The sequence below is a fragment of the Bacillus sp. FSL L8-0199 genome (assembly GCF_038005705.1).
Taxonomy (GTDB): Bacteria; Bacillota; Bacilli; order Bacillales; family Bacillaceae_G; genus Bacillus_A; species Bacillus_A cereus.
Map to the genome: position 1 here is coordinate 4862008 of NZ_JBBOTS010000001.1, position 21351 is coordinate 4883358.

Here is a 21351-nt window from a genome sequence, read left to right on the forward strand (position 1 = left end):
ATGGCGTGTAAAATCGCAGATCCAAAATCTCCTCTATCATGAAATAAGCCAAGAAAAAAGTCTAGCGTAATTACGACTAGACTATCTTTGATTTAAATATTGACCACGAAACACTTGCATCGTTTCGTCTTGATTTAACATCGTTAACTCTTCTTCTGTAAACTTACCATTTCCTACTTTTACTACGTACACATTTACTTTTTTCTTACCCCATTGGCTATAAACATCTTTCACCGTATCATAATATAGATCAAGACGGTTTCCTTTTATTGCGCCGCCCTTATCAGCTACTACACCATACCCGTAACCTGGCACGAAGAGAATTGTTCCAATCGGGAATACGCGTAAGTCCGCAGCAATTGTGGAATATAAATCCCTTTTCACTTTGACACCTGAATATGTAATACCATACTCTGGATGCCCTGGCCTCTTACCAGTTGACTCAATCCCCGATGTATAACCTGTTGCAGTCATTTCAATTGAACGATATTTAGACCAGTCGTTTGCCTGCTCTAAAGCATTTATCACTTCTTTACTCGGAGCAACATTTCTCTTAACTTCTGCTGCATGTACTTCTTTTGCACTCATTCCTTCATATATCTTTACAATCTCTAATAAAGAAACTCCTGTGAAAGCATTCCATGTTACGCATAATGCAATTGCAAGTAAACAAGTCATCATAATGCGAATACAATATCGTTTTAACATTTTTATATTCCACACTCCTTCATCGTTAATCATTCCCTATACGATGAAGGAATATGCAAAAAAAATAATCTCCAACTTAATTGGAGATTAAAACATTTGATATCCGCTTTTCCGAAGTTTCTTGATTACGACTCCTGCTAAAGCAGCCCCTACTAATCCAGTAGATAGAATAAATACGTCTGCTTGTCCTAAGTGCGATACACTTGTCCCAAATGAAGAAAATGTTTCTTTCGGTTTTGAAAAATAATCCCACATACTCGCTTTATTAATAATAAGCATACAAACAATCGGATACACAATAACCATTACCCAAGTAGCTCGCAAAATCATGTTGAGTAAAAATCCAATTCCAAAGAACAAAATAAAGAATAACATCATTGAAATAAGTAGTACCGGTATACTCACTCTTTTCCCCTCTCCTTCGCACGTGCCGTAAATACGTGATAAGCTGTATAACCAAATGGTTCACCTGGATTTAATGTTTTGTCCACTTCAAGATGTAGTTCTGATCTTCCTTCTAACAAATATTTAATAAGCACAGACGTATTCGGATCGTCTACAATCTTATCCGGATGTAAGAACGCCACTTCAGACAATTCTTTCTCCTGTACAATAATATTTTCTCCTTCAGGTTCCAAAAGGAAAATAATCATATTATCACTAATCTCATTACGAATAACACCCGATCGAACACCAATAATCCCCTTCACATGAGCGACAATGCCTGTCTCTTCTAACACTTCGCGTTTCACAGCTTCATCAACCGTCTCACCTTCATTTACAAAACCAGCCGGTAAAGACCATTTCCCTTTTAATCCACTGTATTTCTTCTTAACAAATAGCCACCTACCATCTTTTGTAGCTACTAAACCACTAACAGCTAGCCATACCTTCCCTCGTTTCTCCATGATGTAATAACCTCCTCCATCAGAACGGACAGAATATTCTTTCTTTTTTATATATTATACTATATTTTTAATATGAAAAAAGCAGAAACAGCTCTTAGCCGTTTCTGCTTTTTCTACTATATATTAAAAGAACTTTAATTTACCTTTTTTAAGAACTAATAAAGGTCCACCTAATAAGAATAGGTAACGGTTATCGATTACTTTCTTCATGAAGGAAGCTTTCCAACCTGTTAACTTTTTACCCATAACAACGCCCATTGCATCGTCATGACCTAAAGAACATACAGATCCTTTATTATCGAATGCGAATTTCTTCATTTCGCCCTTGCCACGAACTAATACAGTTAAGTTGTGTGCAATATTGTAACCTTGTTGAATTGCAATTTGTGCTGTTGGTGGGTAAGGACGATTAATTTCTTCATTAATGATTAACGCTGCGTCACCAACCATGAATACATCTTCGTATCCTGGAGCGTGCATGTACTCATCAACTTTTACACGTCCGCGCATTGCTTCAAAGCCAGACTCTTCCACAATACCATTACCACGAACACCTGCAGCCCAAACTACTGTTTCAGACTTAATTAATTCAGTGTCATCGCCATTCGCAACGATAATACCTTCTTCAGTTGCTTCTTTAATTGCTGTACCGATGCGGAATTCTACACCTTTTTTCTCAAGTTGTTTTACAGCGTATTCTACTAACGCTGGATCGAAACCTGGAAGTGCTGTTGGAGCAGCTTCTACACAGATGATACGTGCTTTTTCACGTGGTACATTATACTCTTTGCAAAGTTCAGGAACACGGTTTGCAAGCTCACCTACGTACTCGATACCAGTAAATCCAGCACCACCAACAACGATTGTTACTAACTCATCGCGTTGTTCAGTTGCATATTTAGAGAAACTAGCTTCCATATGCTCACGAATTTCACGAGTTGCATTAATGTTAGCAATTGAGAATGCATGCTCTTTTAATCCTGTAATTCCGAATGTTTCTGATTCGAAACCAAGACCAATTACTAAGTAATCATACTCTAACTCGCCATCTTTTAAGATAATGCGTTTTTCAGCAGCTTTAATTTCTACTACTGTGTCTTGTACAAAGTTCACTTTATTTGTATCAATAACGTCTTGAATATCTAGACAGATTTTTTCATCTTGTAATGTACCAGCTGCGCTCTCATGTAACCAAGTCGCTTGGTAGTGATAGCTGTTGTTGTTTACTAGCGTAATTTCAGCTTCATTTACAGATAATGCTTTTTGCAGACGAACAGTCGTAATCATCCCGCCATAACCTGCACCTAAAACTACGATTTTTGGAGTCTTCACCAAATCACAACCCTTTTCTTTATATAATAGTAATGAAAAATAATACCAAGTACTAAAAACTCTATTTGTCAAGAATGTGGAATTTATCACATTCTATATCATAACAAAACGCAGTCAAAAAATCGTACGAATTTTGTCATAGAAATTTAACATAATACTTCCCTATATTAGTCGGTTTTATTCCAGAATTCAAGCGTCTGGAGAATTATCAATATTTTAAAATAACATAGCGTTTTCAAGGGTTTTTTAGCCTTTTTTTCATGTATTTTCCTTTCTGTATATTTTATACAATAAAAAAGAACCTATGCGAAAACTTACACACAATTCAGTCGTTTTCAGAAGTATTATGAACTCAAATATGCTATCATTTATTTGAAAGTATCATCATTTGCAGGATTTTCGTGTACATATGAACAATATATGAAATCAATATCAAAATTCCATCTATAGGGGGAATGAAAGTGGCAGAAAATCAAAAAGTTTACGACATAACAATTATTGGTGGTGGTCCAACGGGACTGTTCACAGCATTTTATGGCGGTATGAGACAAGCAAGTGTAAAAATCATTGAAAGCTTACCTCAACTTGGCGGACAATTATCCGCACTCTACCCTGAAAAATACATTTATGATGTGGCTGGATTTCCAAAAGTGCGCGCACAAGAATTAGTTGATAACTTAAAAGAGCAAATGAAGAAATTTGACCCAACTGTTTGTTTAGAAGAAGCTGTCGATACGCTTGAGAAACAAGCTGACGGTATATTTAAACTTGTTACGAATAAGCAAACTCACTATTCTAAATCAGTTATTATTACTGCTGGCAATGGTGCTTTCCAACCACGCCGCTTAGAATTAGAAGGTACAGCGAAATACGAAAAGAAAAACTTACATTATTTCGTTGATGATATGAATAAATTTGCTGGTAAGCGCGTCGTAGTATTTGGCGGTGGCGACTCAGCAGTAGACTGGACAATGATGTTAGAACCGATCGCTGAAAAAGTTACAATCGTTCATCGTCGTGATAAATTCCGTGCGCATGAACATAGCGTAGAAAGCTTAATGAATTCTCGTGCAGAAGTAAGTACACCATACGTTCCAGTAGAACTCATTGGTGATGATAAGATTGAACAAGTCGTTCTTCAACATGTAAAAACGGAGGAAAAAATTATCATCGATGTTGATGACGTAATCGTAAACTACGGCTTCGTTTCTTCTCTTGGCCCAATTAAAAACTGGGGCCTAGATATACAAAAAAACAGCATCCTTGTAAATTCAAAAATGGAAACAAATATTCCTGGCATTTACGCTGCTGGTGACATTTGTACATATGAAGGAAAAGTAAAACTTATCGCTTGTGGATTTGGCGAAGCACCGACAGCAGTAAACAATGCAAAAGCTTACTTCGATCCAAATGCAAAACTTCAACCGATGCATAGCTCAAGTATGTTTTAATATGCAAAAATAAAGCTCCTTCCATACGTGGAAGGAGCTTTCCTTTTATATAACATAAAAGCACACTGAGTCCAATAAACTATCGAACTCAGTGTGCTTTTCGTCTAAAAAATTATTGTTTTCTTCTTCTACCTAATACGAATAATACTCCGCCAACTAAGAATGAAATTCCCGCACCAACTGACATCATCCATGAATGTGCTGCCCCTGTTTTCGGTAATTCTTTTTCTACTTTTACTTGCGGTTCTTTAATTAACTTTTCCAGTCTTACTTCCGGTTTCTCCGGTTTCACTTCTGGTTTCTTCAGATCTTTCGGCTCTTCCGGCTTCACTTCTGGTTCTTTTGGTTCTTTCGGATCCTCCGGTTTCACTTCTGGTTCTTTCGGCTCTTCCGGCTTCACTTCTGGTTCCTTCGGCTCTTTCGGTTCCTCCGGTTTCACTTCTGGTTCCTTCGGCTCTTTCGGTTCCTCCGGTTTCACTTCTGGTTCCTTCGGCTCTTTCGGCTCTTCCGGCTTCACTTCTGGTTCCTTCGGCTCTTTCGGTTCCTCCGGTTTCACTTCTGGTTCCTTCGGCTCTTTCGGTTCCTCCGGTTTCACTTCTGGTTCCTTCGGCTCTTTCGGTTCTTCCGGCTTCACTTCTGGTTCTTTTGGTTCTTTCGGATCCTCCGGTTTCACTTCTGGTTCTTTCGGCTCTTCCGGTTTCACTTCTGGTTCCTTCGGTTCTTTCGGTTCTTTCGGCTCTTCCGGCTTCACTTCTGGTTCCTTCGGTTCTTTCGGCTCTTCCGGCTTCACTTCTGGTTCCTTCGGTTCTTTCGGCTCTTCCGGCTTCACTTCTGGTTCCTTCGGTTCTTTCGGCTCTTCCGGCTTCACTTCTGGTTCCTTCGGTTCTTTCGGCTCTTCCGGCTTCACTTCTGGTTCCTTCGGTTCTTTCGGCTCTTCCGGCTTCACTTCTGGTTCCTTCGGTTCTTTCGGCTCTTCCGGCTTCACTTCTGGTTCCTTCGGTTCTTCTGGTATCTTAAGATCTTCTTTTGTTTTCGGTAAAATTGTAACTGTAGGCTCAAGTGGTGGATTTATTTTATCGTCCACTACCGCTCTATTTGTTATCCCTTTACTTGGTGCTGCTTTTACCTTCACTTTAAAAATAATACTACGTTCTTTCGTATCTGTAATTTCTAGATACTTTGCTATTACTTTTCCAAACTCCATTTTTAACTCTATTGGATTTGGTTCAGCCCCTTCAAATCTAATGCTATCTTGCACGTACTCTAAACCGGCTGGAATTTCATCTTCTACCTTTACCTCTGCTAGTTTACCGTTTTCTACCGTATTTTTGAAACTAATTCGGTATTCTACTTCTTCTCCTAGCTTCGGTTCTTTATTATTTACTGTCTTCGTCGCTTTTAACTTACCATCTTTATATTCTGGCTTTATTGTCGCTGTCGGTTCCATAACTGGATGATTTGGATCATCTACATGAATGATCGCTTTATTTGTTATTTCCTCTCCAACTTTTACTGATTCTTTTACCTTTACTTTAAAGATGATACTTCTTTCTTTCGTATCCGTAATTTCTGGATACTTCACTGTTACTTTTCCATTCTCGACTTTAAGTTCTGTTGGTACAGGCTTATCACCTACGGCCTCCAGACTTTCTTTCACATACTCTAAACCAGACGGAATTTCATCTTCAATCTTTACATCAACTAACTTCCCGCCATCTACTGTGCCGTTAAAAGTAATTCGATATTCGATTTCTTCCCCTAGCTTTGGTTCATGGTTACTTACTTCTTTCCTTGCCTCTAGTTTCCCATCTTTATATTGAGGTGTAATTGGTATAAGTGACTCAACTGGTGGATTTGTCGGATTATTATCATCCACAACCGCCTTGTTTATAATTTCTTTTCCTACTTGTACCGTTTCTTGTACTTTCACTTTAAAGATGATACTTCTTTTTTTCGTATCCGTAATTTCTGGATACTTTGCTATTACTTTTCCATTCTCAACTTTAAGTTCTACTGGATTTGGTTCCGGCCCATCAGACTTTATACTATCCTGTACGTATTCTAAACCAGCTGGAATTTCGTCCTCTACTTTTACCTCAGTTAGTTTGCCGTTTTCTACCGTATTTTCAAAACTAATTCGATATTCTACTTCTTCTCCTAACTTCGGTTCATGGTTACTCACAGTCTTTTCAGCTTGTAATACACCCTCTTTATGTTGAGGTTGTATCGCGACATTCGGTTTCTCTGGTGGATTTATAGTATCTTCCACAACCGCCGTATTCACAATCGCTTCGCCAATTTTAGCTTTTTCTTTCACTTTCGCTTTAAAGACGATACTTCTTTCTTTCGTATCCGTAATTTCTGGATATTCTGCGAGTACTGTGCCGTTTTTCACTTTTACATGCAACGGTTTTGGATTATCCCCCTCAGCTCTTTCGCTACCTTCTACAAACTCTAAACTGTTTGGTAATTCATCCTTAATTTTCACCTTCGCTAATTTTCCGTGCTCAACTACGTTACGGAACGTAATTCGATACTCTACTTCTTCTCCTAATTTTGGAGCTGGGTTATTTACTGTTTTCTCAGCTTTTATTTTTCCATTCTTATACTCCGGTGTAATAATCGCTTCTGGTTTTTGCGGAGGATTCTTCGGATTATCATCATCCACAATTGCCGTATTCACGATTTTCTTCCCGACTTTTACTGCTTCTGTTACTTTTACCTTAAAGATAATGCTACGCTCAGCTGTATCAGTAATATTTTCATACTTCGCTGTAATTTTTCCAGCTTCTTCTTTTAACTCTACCGGATTTGGTTCATTACCTTCTGCTTTTAAACTATCCTTCACATACTCTAATCCATTTGGTAGTTGATCCTCAATTTTCACTTCTGCTAGTTTTCCGTTTTCTACCGTATTTTTAAAACTAATTCGGTACTCTACTTCTTCTCCTAGCTTTGGATCTTTTTTACTTACCTTTTTATTAGCTTTAAATTTACCATCTTTATGCTGCGGTGTAATATCTACTTCTGGTCGCTCTGGTGGATTTTTTGTATCATCAACAATTGCTTTATTTACAATTGCCTTGTCCACTTCAACGGAATCTTTCACCTTCACTTTAAAGATAATGCTTCTTTCTTTCATGTCAGTGATATTTTCATACTTCGCACTAACCTTACCAGCTTCTTCTTTCAACTCTACTGGGGACGGCTTATCACCTTCTGCTTTTAGACTATCTTTCACATACTCTAAACCAAACGGAATTTCATCCTCAATTTTAACCTCTGCCAGTTTTCCATCTTTCACCGTATTATTAAATGAAATTCGATATTCGATTTCTTCACCTAGCTTCGGTTTATGATTATTCACCTTTTTATGAGCAGCAATTTTACCATCTTTATATTGTGGTGTAATTTTTGCTGTCGGATCAATTACTGGATGGTTCGGATCATCAACATGGATAATCGCTTTATTTGTAATGTCCTTCCCTATTGTAACCGAATCTTTTACATTCACTTTAAAGACAATACTTCTTTCTTGCGTATCCATAATCTCTGAATACTTTGCCATTACCTTGCCATTTTCTACTTTCAACTCCACTGGTTTTGGCTCTTCACCTTCAGCTTTTTCGCTTCCTTCTACAAACTCTAATCCAGCTGGAATTTCATCTTCTATTTTTACCTCTGCTAGTTTTCCATCTTTCACCGTGTTATTAAAAATAATTCGATATTCGATTTCCTCACCTAACTTCGGTTCATGGTTACTTACTTCTTTTCTTGCCTCAATTTTACCATCTTTATACTGTGGTGTAATCGGTACATAAGGCTCTTCTGGCAGATTCTTTGTATCATCCACAATTGCCTCATTTACGATTTCTTCCCCCACTTTTGCGCTTTCTTTTACCTTCGCTTTAAAGACAATGCTTCTTTCCTCTGTATCTGTAATAGCTGGATATTTTGCCATTACCTTATTATTTTTCACATGTAGCTCTACTGGTTTCGGTTTAGAACCTTCTGCCGTGATACTGCCTTCCACATACTCTAAACCATTTGGTAATGCATCCTTTATATTTACCTCTGCTAGTTTTCCGTTTTCTACCGTGTTTTTAAAACTAATTCGGTATTCTACTTCTTCTCCTAGTTTCGGTTTATGATTATTCGCCACTTTCTGCGCAGCAATTTTACCATCTTTATATTGCGAAGTAATTTCCACATGAGGCTCTTCGGGCTCATTTTTTGTATCTACTACGATTGCTTTATTAACAATCTCCTTGTCTATTTCTGCCTCTTCTTTTACTCTCACTTTAAAGATAATACTTCTTTCTTTTGTATCCATAATTTCTAGATACTTTGCCATTACCTTACCGTTTTCAAATTTCAATTCTACCGGACTAGGCTTAGATCCTTCTGCTTGTAAACTGTTCTCTACATACTCTAATCCAGCTGGAATTTCATCTTCTACTTTAACCTCTACTAGTTTTCCGTTTTCTACCGTATTTTTAAAACTAATTCGGTATTCTATTTCTTCTCCTAATTTCGGTTTTTTATTGTTTACAAATTTCTCTGCTTTAAGCTTACCGTCTTTATATTCTGGCATAATTGTTACTTCTGAAGTTGTTGGATCTTTTGTATCATCAACAACTACTTTATTGACAAGGCCTTCACCAACTTTAAATTCTTCTTTTACTTTCGCTTTAAAGACGATACTTCTTTCTTCTGTATCCGTAATCTCTGGATATTTGGCGATTACTTTTCCATCTTTCACTTTCAGTTCTACTGGATCCGGCTTAGTACCTTCCGCTCGTAAACTATCTTTCACATACTCTAATCCATTTGGTAAATTATCTTCTATTTTTACCTCTGCTAGCTTTCCGTTTTCTACCGTGTTTTTAAAACTAATTCGGTATTCTACTTCTTCTCCTAACTTCGGCGTTTCATTATTTACCGTCTTCTTCGCTTCCACTTTTCCGTCTTTATGCTGCGGAGTAATTTCTGCCATCGGTGTTTCTGGTTCATTTTTCGTATCATCAACAATTGCTTTGTTAACGATTTTTTTACCGACTTTCACTTCTTCCTTTACTTTCACTTTAAAAGTGATACTTCTTTCTTCTGTGTCCGTAATCTCTGGATACTTCGCCATTACCTTACCATTTTCCATTTTCAATTCTACTGGATCCGGCTTAGTACCTTCTGCTTTCACACTGTTTTCTACATACTCTAAACCTTCTGGTAAAGTATCTTCTATTTTTACCTCTGCTAGTTTTCCGTCTTCTACCGTGTTTTTAAAACTAATTCGGTATTCTACTTCTTCTCCTAACTTCGGCGTTTCATTATTTACCGTCTTCTTCGCTTTCACTTTTCCGTCTTTATGTTGCGGAATAATTTCTGCTGTCGGTGTTTCTGGCGGATGTTTCGTATCGCTCACAATCGCTTCATTAACAATTGAATCGCTCACTTTACCTTTTACTTTCACTTTAAAGGTAATACTTCTCTCTTTTGTATCTGTAATCTCAGGATACTTTGCCATTACCTTACCGTTTTCAAATTTTAATTCCACTGGATCTGGCTTAGTACCTTCTACTTTTAAACTATCTTTCACATACTCTAATCCATTTGGTAAATCATCTTCTATTTTTACCTCTGTTAGCTTTCCATGTTCTACCGTATTTTTAAAGCTAATTCGGTATTCCACTTCTTCTCCTAACTTCGGCGTTTCATTATTTACTATCTTTTTTGCTTCAAGTTTTCCATCTTTATACTGAGGAGTAATTTCCGCTGTCGGATTAACTGGCTTATTTTGCGAATCATCAATAGTTGCTTTATTAATGATTTTTTTACCGACTTTTACTTCTTCTTTTACTTTCACTTTAAAAACGATACTTCTTTCTTCTGTATCCGTAATTTCTGGATATTTTGCCATTACTTTACCGTTTTCAAATTTCAGCTCTACTGAATCTATTCCGGCACCTTCTGCTTTCAAACTATTTTCTACATACTCTAAACCTTCTGGTAAAGTATCCTCTACTGTCACGTCTGTTAGCTTTCCGTTCTTTACCGTATTTTTCATACTAATTCGGTATTCTACTTCTTCTCCTAACTTCGGTGTTTCATTATTTACGATTTTCTTCGCTTTAATTTTTCCATCTTTGTGTAATGGTGTAATTTTCGCTTCTGGTTCTTTCGGATCTTTCATATCATCAACAATTGCCTTATTGATGATTTCCTTCCCCACTTCCGCTTCTTCCTTCACCTTTACCTTAAAGACAATACTTCTTTCTTTCATATCCGTAATATTGTCGTATTCAGCAATAACTTTTCCATCTTTCACACTTAACTTTAATGGAGCTGGTTTATCACCTTCAGCCTTTTCACTGCCTTTTACATACTCTAAACCGTTAGGAATTGTATCCTCTATTATTACCTTTTCTAGTTTTCCGTTTTCTACCGTGTTCTTAAAGCTAATTCGGTATTCTACTTCTTCTCCTAGTTTTGGTGATGGATTATCTACTGTCTTCTTCGAATCAATTATTCCATCCTTATGTTGCGGAGTAATTCTTTCCTCCGGTTCAATCGGTGGATTTTTCGTATCATCAACAATTGCTTTATTGACAATCTCTTTATCTACTTTTACTTCTTCCTTCACCTTTACTTTAAAGACGATACTTCTTTCTTTCATATCCATAATATCGATATACTTAGCTTTGACTATCCCATTTTCAACAGCTAATTCTACTGGTCCAGGTGCTTCTCCTTCGGCCTTGATGCTATTTTCTACATATTCAAGACCTTTTGGAATTGTATCTTCCACTCGCACCGTTTCTAGTTTTCCGTTCTCAACCGTATTATGAAAACTAATGCGGTACTCGATTTCTTCACCTAACTTCGGCTTCTTATTATTAACTACCTTTGTAGCAGCAATTTCACCTTTTTTACTTTGCGGTGTAATAACAACCTTCGATTCAACAGGCTCATTTTTCGGATCTTTTGCAATTGCTTTATTTACAATTGCCTCCCCTACCTTTGCCGAATCTTTTACTTTCACTTTAAAAACAATACTTCTTTTTTCTGTATCCATAATCTCTGGATACTTTGCCATTACTTTGCCATCTTCCACTTTTAGTTCTACTGGCTCTGGTTTTATACCTTCAGCTTTCAAACTATCTTTCACGTATTCAACACCTTTAGGTAGTGTATCTTCTACTAACACCGTTTCTAGTTTTCCGTTTTCTACCGTATTATAAAATGTAATTCGGTATTCCACTTCTTCTCCTAGTTTTGGTGTTTGATTCGTTACGTTTTTTTCTACATCCACTTTACCGTATTTATAATCCGGCGTAATCTTTTCTTCTGGATGCTCAGACTGTCCATTTGGCTCACTCACAACCGCTTTATTAACAATCGTTTCTCCCGCTTTTGCCTCTTCTTTTACTTTCACTTTAAAGGCGATGCTTCGCTCTTTTGTATCCGTAATTTCTGGATATTTTGCGATTACCTTACCATTCTCTACTTTTAACTCTACTGGATTTGGTTCAGTACCTTCAGCTCTCTCACTGCCTTGAACAAATTCTAAGTTAGCTGGAATTTCATCTTCTATTGTAATTGCATCTAGTTTTCCGTTTTCCACCGTATTTTTAAAGCTAATTTGATATTCAAATTCTTCTCCTAGCTTCGGCTTCTTATTTGTTGCTTTTTTCTTTGCATCAATTTTACCGGCCTTATGCTGTGGTGTAATCTTCTCTTCTAGATCCTTTGGTGGATTTGTTTTATCACTAACGGTTGCTTTGTTAACAATTTCTTCACCAATTTTTGCAGTTTCTTTTACTTTTGTTTTAAAGACGATACTTCTTTCTTCCATATCCATAATTTCTGGATACTTTGCAATTACTTTGCCATTTTCAAACTTCAGCTCTACTGGCTCTGGTTTTACACCTTCGGCTTTCAAACTATCTTTCACGTATTCAAGACTACTTGGTAATTCGTCTTCAATCGTCAATACATCTAGACGTCCATCTTTTATCTTATTTTTAAATGTAATACGATACTCTACCTCATCACCTAACTTCGGTGTTTTATTAGAAGCTATTTTTCTCGCCTCTATTTCCCCTGGAACTTCTTTTGGGGTAGTAACCGTAACATTTGCATCGTCCTCAGTTTCATACTTTATCTCGGCACTATCTTGTCCCTTTACAACAACGACATTTTTTACTGTTGTATCTGATTGTACAGAATCTTTCACTTTTACTTTGAATGTAATAACGGTACTTTCACCCGGCTTTAAAACACCACCGTTTTTAGCATCTGCACCTTCACCAACACGGAAATCAATTTGATTATTTACAAACTCTGCTTCATCATCGCTTGCATTATCTGTTTTATTTCCTTTATTACTTCCAGAAACATATTGAATAGACCCTGGAACATACTCTAAACGATCATCTAATTTATCAAAACCTTTTACATTTGATACCGGCGCTTGGTTATTTTTCGTATCATTTTTCACTTCAATTTGATACGTAAACTCTTCACCAGCTTTAACGTCCTTAATTTCTTTTCCGGCACTATCTAATGCCTTTTTATCAACTTGTAAGTTTGGAGCATTATGTTCTGTAACGAATGTAGCGTTATTTAATACGTAAATATCACCGCCACCACCATATGCTCTAAAACGCATTTTTGCTTCTTTTAAATCATTTTTCACTTGAGTGGGTCCTTCAAGGTGATACGTATGAATATCTGTACTGAAAGAATTTGTCCAATCTGGATTATATCCTGGGTATTTTTTCGTAACAAATTCGTTAGTACCATCTACTTGTACTTCTGTCATAGATGAGTCATTAACATCATTATCTTTACCTTTAATATTTTTAAACTTTTGATACCCTAACCCAAAATCATACTCTCCATAATCATAGGCATATCCATCATTATCAGCTGGATCACCTTGCGATGAAAAATAACTAAATTTCGCCTTAAAAGCGCCTTCTTTTGGTGTGTTTATTTTATTAACACTAATATCTGTCCAAGCTGTACTTTTTTGAGAGACTAGCCCTTCCCAAATCTTCATGTCTTTTACTGTTTCTTTATAGTTTTCATAAACTAATATAAGATTCCAGTTACCCCAGTAATAGCCACTACCTTTTTCAAATTTAATTTGTGGCACATTTGCAACTGTCACCGTTTGAGAAATACCTTGCTGTGCAATTACATTTGTTACATCTGCATACGCTACGTATCCTGCACCACTGCCATAGTGATTTGCAATATACGGTAAAGAATCCGCTTTTCGTATACTATCAGCACTTACTTCAGCGTATTGCTTATTTCCCATCTTCATTTTAACGGGTTGTCTTACATCTTCATCGCTAACTCTATAATCTGTCCTTGCATCACTCGGAGTCCCCATAGCAGCTGTCCAAAACAAATACGCCTTTTTCACTTTACTTCCAGCAGGAATGTTAGGAAATGCACCTGTTGACGAATTAAAAGTACTATCATCGTTATCAACATCAACCGTCATTTTATTCGTTTTATAACCCATACTTTGTCTGCCATAATGATCAGATGTCAAACCAAGCGTCACATTACCAGTCTGTACTAAATTACCAGGAGCAATTGTAGAATACAACGGGTCTCCAAATCCTTGTTTATCTCCTGTTTGGATTTGAACCTTCGAAGCATTTTCTGATGCAGCTTGTACTTCTGCATCACTCTGCTTTACTGCTAAAGGTGATTGCTTTTTCTCTTTTTCTAGTTGCTTCTCAGCTTCAGGTTGTTTTATCTTCTCTATTTCTGTTTTTTGTGCAGATGTATTTTTATCTTCTACAGATACTTTTAATTTTCCATCCACTTCTTTAGTTTTTGAATCAGTTGTTGATCCGATAGCTTTCTTACTACTGTCAGCCTCATCATCGGTATTAGCTTCTAACTTCTCTTCAGAAGGAAGCCCTTCAACATCTACAGACATGTTTCCTATCTGTAGTTGATCCTTTTGCACACTAATTTTTTGCTTATACTCTTTATTAAAATGTTGCGCACGACGAGCTTTTATTAATACAGTCATTTTTTCATGTGATTTTAAATCTTGAATTTTAAGATTAGAAGAAAGAACCTTTCCTCCATTATCTTTTTCCTCTACATAGAAATCCGCTACCTTATTTTCAAGTAACTTCTCTCCGTTTACTTTCACAGATTGCGAAAGAAACTCAATTCCATTGTCATTATTTTGTTTAATTACTAATTCTCGGATTGGTGTATCTCCCGTATTTTCAATCTTATATTGAAATACGTGCTCCCTCTCAGCTACTTCTCCCCTATACATTTCAGCATTCACTTTCTCTGCCTTAATTTTCACATCATTTCCTTGTAACTCATCCCAGCTTTTTTTATTTATCTCTGTAGCAAAAGCACTGGGCGAAGGCAATATGATGGATAGGAGAAGTGTAATCATTGTTACGACATTAAAACACTTCAATACTTGCTTCATATTTTCTACCTTTCTCCTTTCTATATACTTGCTATCCGGCTACTAAATTGCAGCAACCCTTTCATTTAGTAGCCGAATACATAGCAATATATATCCACTCGCAACAATCCGACCTACGAAAATGTATCGTTGAAATCCCAATGTCAACAATATAAATCTCATAGAATATTACTATTTTAATTTATCAAAAATAGCATATATACCGGACACTTATACAAACCTTTACCATACTTTTAATATAGTAAAAACACCGTGCTGTATAGGTTTATATAACAGTTAAAGGATACTTAAAAATTTTAACATACTCCTCATCCTATTTATACATACAATAGAAAATTTACCATTTTTTAGTTATTTTCAGTTTGTTTTTTATGATTAAAATTTTCTAAAAATAACAACCGTTACATGTAAAAATATGTTATATTAAAACAAGAACAAATGTTCTTTTTTTAAAAGAAGGAGGAATTTTTTATGCTACACGAACCTATTATCGTAAAAAAAGAAGCTTTCCACGCAATCGGCGTTTCGGTTACGACGACTAATGAAAAAGAGGCATCTACTGAAGGAAACATTCCACAACTTTGGAACCGATACTTTCAAGAACAAATGATGCATCACATCCCAAATCAACAAACGAAAGAAACATTCGCTTTCTACTCAAACTACGAATCAGATGAAACTGGTACATATACATTTACAATCGGTATGCCAGTTTCTTCACTAAAAGACGTTCCTGAAAATATGACAACTTTAACAATACCTGCCGCTACATATGCGGTATTTACAACAAGAAAGGGACCAGTTGCCGAAGTCGTTTGTGAAGCTTGGGAATATATTTGGAAATGGTCGAAAGAAAATAAACGTGCCTTCACAACAGACTTTGAGCTTTACGATGAAAGAGCGTTAGATCCAAACAACGTTCAATTGGATATTTATATTGCGTTAGCCTAAAAAAAGATGCCCATTCGGCATCTTTTTTTGTCGTTAAATAGCTACTGGGCAAATTCATTATTATTGTCTACAATGAGAAAGTGCAGTATAGAAATATTAGAAACTGTATAAAACGATTGTTAATAAGTTTTTTAGTTTAAATTCGTCACATAGAAAGGAAGCAATATGGAGGAACTACAACAAAATAAAACTGCTTTAGAAGGAAGCGGAAAACCGTTATTAAAAAATACGAATTTCCTTTTTCTTTGGGCAGCTACTCTTTTTTCAAGCTTTGCTTTAGCCTTTTTTACTTTTTCACAAACGTGGTACATAGCAAAAACATTAAACCTTGAAGCTTCACTCGGTGTTGTTTTCGTAGCCCTTAGTGTTCCAAGGCTTATTTTTATGATTGTCGGCGGCGCTGTAGCTGATAAATTCCCGAAAAAAAACATTATGTTTTACTCCAATATCATTCGAGCGATTCTTGTCGCAACCATTCTCACATGGTTCATTGTCGGTGATGTAACACTATATACATTTGCTTTATTCGCTTTATTCTTTGGACTTGCTGATGCTTTCTTCTGGTCAGCAGATGGATCTATCTTACCGGAATTGGTAGAAAAAAGCCGGTTAACACAAGCAAATTCACTTACACAAATGACGAACCAAGCATCGGTCATCTTAGGCCCTGTACTTGGTGGTATTCTCATTAAATTTACGAACTATGAGACAATCTTTTCCATTACGATTTTATTACTAATTTTCGCTGCCATACTCGTTCAAAAAATACAATTTACGATACCAGAACAAAAAGATACAGATAAAGGTATGTTCACTTCCATTAAAGAAGGAATCTTATATGTAAAGGAATCGCCATTCCTTTCAACTTTCCTTATTTGTAGCGCTTTTTTAAACTTATTTTTAATCGGCCCGATGCAAGTTGGTTTCCCGCTTTTTGTTAAAAACGTTCTGCATGGTGATTCGCTCCAGTTTAGTTACTTAGAAGCATCTGTAGGCGGCGGAATGGCAATCGGTGCTATCATTGTAGGTTTAAAAAATATTAATCGTAGACGCGGTCTATTTTGTATTATCATGATGCTATTGTCTGGTGTATTCTTCTTAGCCATCAACTTTAGCACCGTACTTTGGCAAGCACTATTAGCCGGCATGTTTTATGGTATTACAATCGCAATGGCGATTGTACCGCTTATGGCAATGATTCAATCGACAGTAAAAGAAGAAATGATGGGACGCGTAATGAGTTTACTTATGCTATCATCAATGGGCTTTATCCCGCTCTCTTATGCATTCACATCACTTGCACTTGCAATGGGAATTCCAATCGTAACCGTTATGAAAAGTGGTGCAATAGCTGTTATCGTCTTCGTACTATTTGTAGCGATTCGTGTTCCAGTTGTAAGGAAGTTCGATTAGCCACTTAGAGTCATGTATTATACGCATGGCTCTTTTTTGAATGGATCAAATAGTGATATTCCCTTACTTCTCCTTAATGCTGCTCCCCATTCTAATCCAACCTCTAAAAATAAATCTCGCACTGTACTGTATAAAAGTGCCCCAATGTCTTTACGAATTTCCCCATATTTATATGCTCTTACAACACTTTTCACGCGCCAAATTAAATTTCCATACACTTCTTCGTCAGCTAATATTTGCTCTAGTAAAACACCTTGTTCTAATAACCCACTCTTTTTATACGCAAGCTCGACCTTACTCCAAAATATATTAATTTTCTTCGGATTACTCGTCATCGGCACCAGTGCGTATATAAAAGGCTTCGGTATATCATGACGGGAATACGTCTCATCAAGCTCATACGTTCCTTTTCTTTTCTCTTTTATTTGCGAAATGTTTTTAGAAAGAATTGTTTCCCCAGCAATTTTTTGCTCATTTTTACTACAGCCAGTTGCATTATCCTCAGTTTTACAAGCGGACATTTTCATACGGTCATCCATGCGGTCAATCGCAGATGTAAGAAATACATATAAGTTTGCACTATACCCGCCGCGTTTATGCCTTTCTTTTGTTGCAACACGCTTTATAATTCCTAGTTCCTCTAACTTTGCAATTGAACGGCGTACTGTACGAATACTCTTTCCAACATTCGTCGCAATCGTCCCCATTAATGGACAAGCAACCCCTACTGTTTTTTGTTTCTCATTCACCGCATATTTTCCTAAAAAATGAATAATGATAGAATCAGTTTTATTCAATTGAAATCGGTAGCACTTCAAAACTTGTTTTTGATATGTATTAAACTCTTCTTTACTTCGAAATTCACTATATGGTTTCATTAAATTATATAAGCTTCCCATTTATATCACCTCATTTATAAGTAAGAGGCAGGAAGCGAAATTGGCGTGATAGTTAATATTTTTTAATGGAGATGAAAATATGATCGTAATTAGCGCTTGTTTAGGTGGGATTGCTTGCCGTTATGACGGGAATGACAATCTCGTTTCAAAAATAGAGGAGCTTCTGCAAAAAGAAGATACAGTCCTCATTTGCCCTGAAGTATTAGGAGGACTACCAACACCTCGTCCTTCCGCTGAAATTATTGGCGGGAATGGCGACGACGTTTTAGACGGAAAAGCGAAAGTGATAACAAAAAATGGTGAAGATGTCACAGCAGCTTTCGTAAATGGTGCTTATAAAGCATTAGAACAAATTAAAGATTTACACCCAGAATATATTATTTTAAAAGAACGCAGCCCATCTTGTGGTAGTTCTACGATTTACACTGGAGAATTTAACGGTAATAAGCAAACTGGTTTCGGAGTGACAACTGCTTTATTTAAAAGACACGGATTTAAAGTCATTTCAGAAGAAGAATTTGAAAACAAAAAAAGGAATTGACCCTGTTCGTCAATTCCTTTTTATCTGTCTTATTTCACACTTAGTTTTTCTTTCACTTTCGCTGGGAGCTCGTCTTTTTTCACTTCTTCCCAAGCTGTTACACCTTTTTTATCTGAGTGGTATACGCGTAGGAATGCTTCTTTACGAAGATTTTTTTGAGCTATGAATTCTAATTCTTTCTCTTTACCGTCTTTATCGAATCCTTTTAATTTATACTCGAAATATTTATGTGGCTCTCCGTTATCAAACTTCTCATTTTTTTCAATTCCATCAGCTGTAACTTGAACGTAATACTCATCTTTTCCTAAACGATTAATATCACAACCAACTAAAAGGCTTGCGAATACAACTAAAATACTAAACAGTGCAATATATCTTTTCATTTCCTTCACCTCATATGTTTTTTCTTATATTCTTATCTTAAAGCCCGGAGCTTAAAGAAGAAATTCAAAAACATGACATGAACATTACACTTTTGTAAGATAATAATTATTTCTTCACTTTAGAAATTGTCATTACATTAAATTTCTGTATAACGTTTTTGTTTCGCACGCTCATCAGCTACACTACCGCCAATAACGTCTTTCACGCCAATTCTGCCACTTATCACGTAATTTCCTTATACCGTTTATTACGCCTTCTATTATGCCTTCAATTATAATCTCTATTACAAGATATCTTACTAAACTAATAATAGGTTTAATTACGTATCTCCTTATGAATTCAAGAATATCCTCCATCATATTTTCCTCCTTCTTTCAAAAGGAGGCTGCTACTCCTCCGTGTCCTTTTACGTCCAGTTACAATTGCTGCCCTACTGCGGTATATATCAACAAAGATAATACGACAACAACATCCACGATAACGCTATTGAATTTGGAAGAAACTTCGGTAAATACTAATACTGTAGTTAACATAGCTAAGAGAATTATTTTTTCACCTATATTCGGAGATGCTCCCAAAAACTTTATAAAATCAAAGACAACTTTACTACAATTCTTCCCGTAACTAATTTATTATCGTGGTAAACCGTCTTCCACTACATCCGTAACAGTTCCATTCGGTTCAAAGATTACACGTAATGATCCTTCTCCACCATAACCAGTATAGTCATATACTGAATAAGATTTATATTTCTCAATCACATGTGGCTGTCCAATTGCAGCTTTTACCTGATTCGCGGCCATACCTTTTTTGATTTTCAAATAATGATTGTAACTTACTGCTGCCGAATTGTTATTTACATCTTTATACCACGGTACACGATCGTTTTTTTCTTCATATTCCTTTACAGGCTCTTCACTACGTTTCGTAAATACCTGATTCTCTTTATCTGTATCTTTATCTTCATCCTTTATAGCAGTACGTTCAATATTTACAACATAACCATATGTATTTAATTCAACCATAATTTCATATGTACCATCCGTATCTTTTTCAGTATAAAATACGCGTTTTTCATGGTTATTATAATGTTTTATGTTCTCACCACCATAGTCAATCGTATTAAGAATATCCGTATACGTCATACCTTCCTCAATCTGTTGAAATTCATCATGAGAAATATAACGCTTTTGTGATGATGGTGCATCCTCATTTTTAATACTTTCACGTTTGCTCGTAGTCATAGGTGTTTTCTTCTGATCTTTTAGTACTTCACCTTCCGCCTTCGCTGGTTGCTTTGCTCCTGCTTTTGTTAATACGTCTGTATCGCTAGAACAAGCTCCCAAAATCGATACTGTAGTCAACGCCATCCCTACTATAAGTACTCTCTTAAATGACTTCACTCTAATCCCCCCGGTGTTTTTTTATATCTAGTAATCAACGTATTTTAATTAATACGGAACTATTCAGTTCTATACAATTTGCTATAGCCTTCTCGCTCATGCACCTTTTTTGTATAAAGTGAAACTTTAATCAGTGGGGGGTTTTCTTCTTCCCCACTGATTATTAGTTGAACCAATCGTGCTGCATAAATCTACCTATTAGTAATAACCGATGCATTTACAACTAGTCCGAACATAATCCCCAATCATCTTCGTTACAAATATTAAAATTAAATATAACTAATAAATAGTATATTTTTGCTAATCATTTACATTTTTTCTACATAATCTTATCTTAAAATGAACAATATGAATCTCGAATTCACAGCATTAATCATATATACCATATATAATAACATTTAAATTAAAATCCAAAGTAACTTTACATGCATTTTCTGTTTTAACGCAAAAAGAAAAGACCTTTCTAACGATTTTATTCCATCGCTAAAAAGGTCTTTTCTTTTTTGGCTAAAAACTTAGCACTCTTCTGGCTTACCAGCATTCGATGCTGTACGGAAAGATGATCCACATCCGCATGATGCGATTGCGTTTGGATTGTCGATTGTGAATCCGCCGCCAAGCATAGATTGTTTATAGTCAATTTTTACTCCTTTAACAATTGGAGCACTTTCTGTATCGATAACAAATTCAACACCGAAAAACTCAAGAACTGTGTCGTCTTCTTTTGGTTCTACTTCAAATCCTAAGCCGTAAGAAAGACCGCTACATCCGCCGCCGTGTACAGCAAGGCGCACATACTTCTCTCCATCTTCAGCATCTTTTAACATATCTTTAATTTGAAAAGCTGCTTGTTCTGTTACTTCAATCATGAAATACACCTT

The 21351-nt window shown here is 36.2% G+C and carries 13 protein-coding genes and 1 pseudogene; 4 read left to right on the forward strand and 10 right to left on the reverse strand.

Annotated elements, in window-relative coordinates; all coding sequences use genetic code 11:
• Nucleotides 1-81: 81 nt before the first annotated feature.
• The 4 genes from NST86_RS25210 to NST86_RS25225 form a co-directional block, all read right to left on the reverse strand.
• Nucleotides 82-708: a 3D domain-containing protein gene (locus NST86_RS25210; protein ID WP_000920099.1), complete on the reverse strand. Its 627-nt coding sequence runs from the start codon at nucleotides 706-708 to the stop codon at nucleotides 82-84.
• An 87-nt stretch (nucleotides 709-795) separates the two neighbouring features.
• Nucleotides 796-1113, reverse strand: a complete 318-nt coding sequence (locus NST86_RS25215; protein WP_000027016.1) for a YuiB family protein — start codon at nucleotides 1111-1113, stop codon at nucleotides 796-798.
• The gene (locus tag NST86_RS25220; RefSeq protein WP_000415321.1) at nucleotides 1110-1616 is read right to left on the reverse strand and encodes an NUDIX hydrolase; all 507 of its coding nucleotides are present in this window, start codon (nucleotides 1614-1616) and stop codon (nucleotides 1110-1112) included. Before NST86_RS25220 ends, NST86_RS25215 begins: the two co-directional genes overlap by 4 nt.
• A 123-nt stretch (nucleotides 1617-1739) precedes the next feature.
• On the reverse strand, nucleotides 1740-2948 hold the full coding sequence (locus NST86_RS25225; RefSeq protein WP_000856612.1) for an NAD(P)/FAD-dependent oxidoreductase: 1209 nt from the start codon (nucleotides 2946-2948) through the stop codon (nucleotides 1740-1742).
• A 461-nt stretch (nucleotides 2949-3409) separates the two neighbouring features.
• Here NST86_RS25225 and NST86_RS25230 point away from each other — a divergent pair, with 461 nt between their 5' ends.
• The gene (locus NST86_RS25230) at nucleotides 3410-4399 is read left to right on the forward strand and encodes an NAD(P)/FAD-dependent oxidoreductase (RefSeq protein WP_000829788.1); all 990 of its coding nucleotides are present in this window, start codon (nucleotides 3410-3412) and stop codon (nucleotides 4397-4399) included.
• 112 nt (nucleotides 4400-4511) lie between these two features.
• Here NST86_RS25230 and NST86_RS25235 read toward each other — a convergent pair whose 3' ends face one another.
• Nucleotides 4512-14879, reverse strand: a complete 10368-nt coding sequence (locus NST86_RS25235) for an isopeptide-forming domain-containing fimbrial protein (protein WP_340934560.1) — start codon at nucleotides 14877-14879, stop codon at nucleotides 4512-4514.
• Between the two features lie 471 nt (nucleotides 14880-15350).
• Here NST86_RS25235 and NST86_RS25240 point away from each other — a divergent pair, with 471 nt between their 5' ends.
• Both NST86_RS25240 and NST86_RS25245 read left to right on the forward strand, forming a co-directional pair.
• Nucleotides 15351-15830, forward strand: a complete 480-nt coding sequence (locus NST86_RS25240; RefSeq protein WP_044797484.1) for a GyrI-like domain-containing protein — start codon at nucleotides 15351-15353, stop codon at nucleotides 15828-15830.
• 165 nt (nucleotides 15831-15995) lie between these two features.
• Entirely contained in the window at nucleotides 15996-17243 is a 1248-nt protein-coding gene (locus NST86_RS25245; protein ID WP_061663193.1) for an MFS transporter, read from the forward strand.
• 17 nt (nucleotides 17244-17260) lie between these two features.
• On the opposite strand, the gene NST86_RS25250 is transcribed toward NST86_RS25245, so the two are convergent.
• Nucleotides 17261-18142 carry a helix-turn-helix domain-containing protein gene (locus tag NST86_RS25250; RefSeq protein WP_044797485.1) on the reverse strand — a complete coding sequence of 294 codons (882 nt, stop codon included), beginning with the start codon at nucleotides 18140-18142 and terminating at the stop codon, nucleotides 17261-17263.
• Nucleotides 18143-18221: 79 nt separating this feature from the next.
• Between NST86_RS25250 and NST86_RS25255 the strand changes: the two genes are divergently transcribed.
• Nucleotides 18222-18683, forward strand: a complete 462-nt coding sequence (locus NST86_RS25255) for a DUF523 domain-containing protein (RefSeq protein WP_000635484.1) — start codon at nucleotides 18222-18224, stop codon at nucleotides 18681-18683.
• Between the two features lie 29 nt (nucleotides 18684-18712).
• On the opposite strand, the gene NST86_RS25260 is transcribed toward NST86_RS25255, so the two are convergent.
• The 4 genes and pseudogenes from NST86_RS25260 to NST86_RS25275 form a co-directional block, all read right to left on the reverse strand.
• On the reverse strand, nucleotides 18713-19066 hold the full coding sequence (locus NST86_RS25260) for a YxeA family protein (RefSeq protein ID WP_000833122.1): 354 nt from the start codon (nucleotides 19064-19066) through the stop codon (nucleotides 18713-18715).
• 140 nt (nucleotides 19067-19206) lie between these two features.
• Nucleotides 19207-19290: pseudogene (locus NST86_RS25265) on the reverse strand (methyltransferase); the annotation flags it as partial.
• 409 nt (nucleotides 19291-19699) lie between these two features.
• Entirely contained in the window at nucleotides 19700-20470 is a 771-nt protein-coding gene (locus tag NST86_RS25270) for a hypothetical protein (protein WP_000834601.1), read from the reverse strand.
• Between the two features lie 515 nt (nucleotides 20471-20985).
• Nucleotides 20986-21339, reverse strand: coding sequence for a HesB/IscA family protein (locus tag NST86_RS25275; RefSeq protein ID WP_000573825.1), 354 nt, complete (start codon nucleotides 21337-21339; stop codon nucleotides 20986-20988).
• Nucleotides 21340-21351 lie beyond the last annotated feature (12 nt).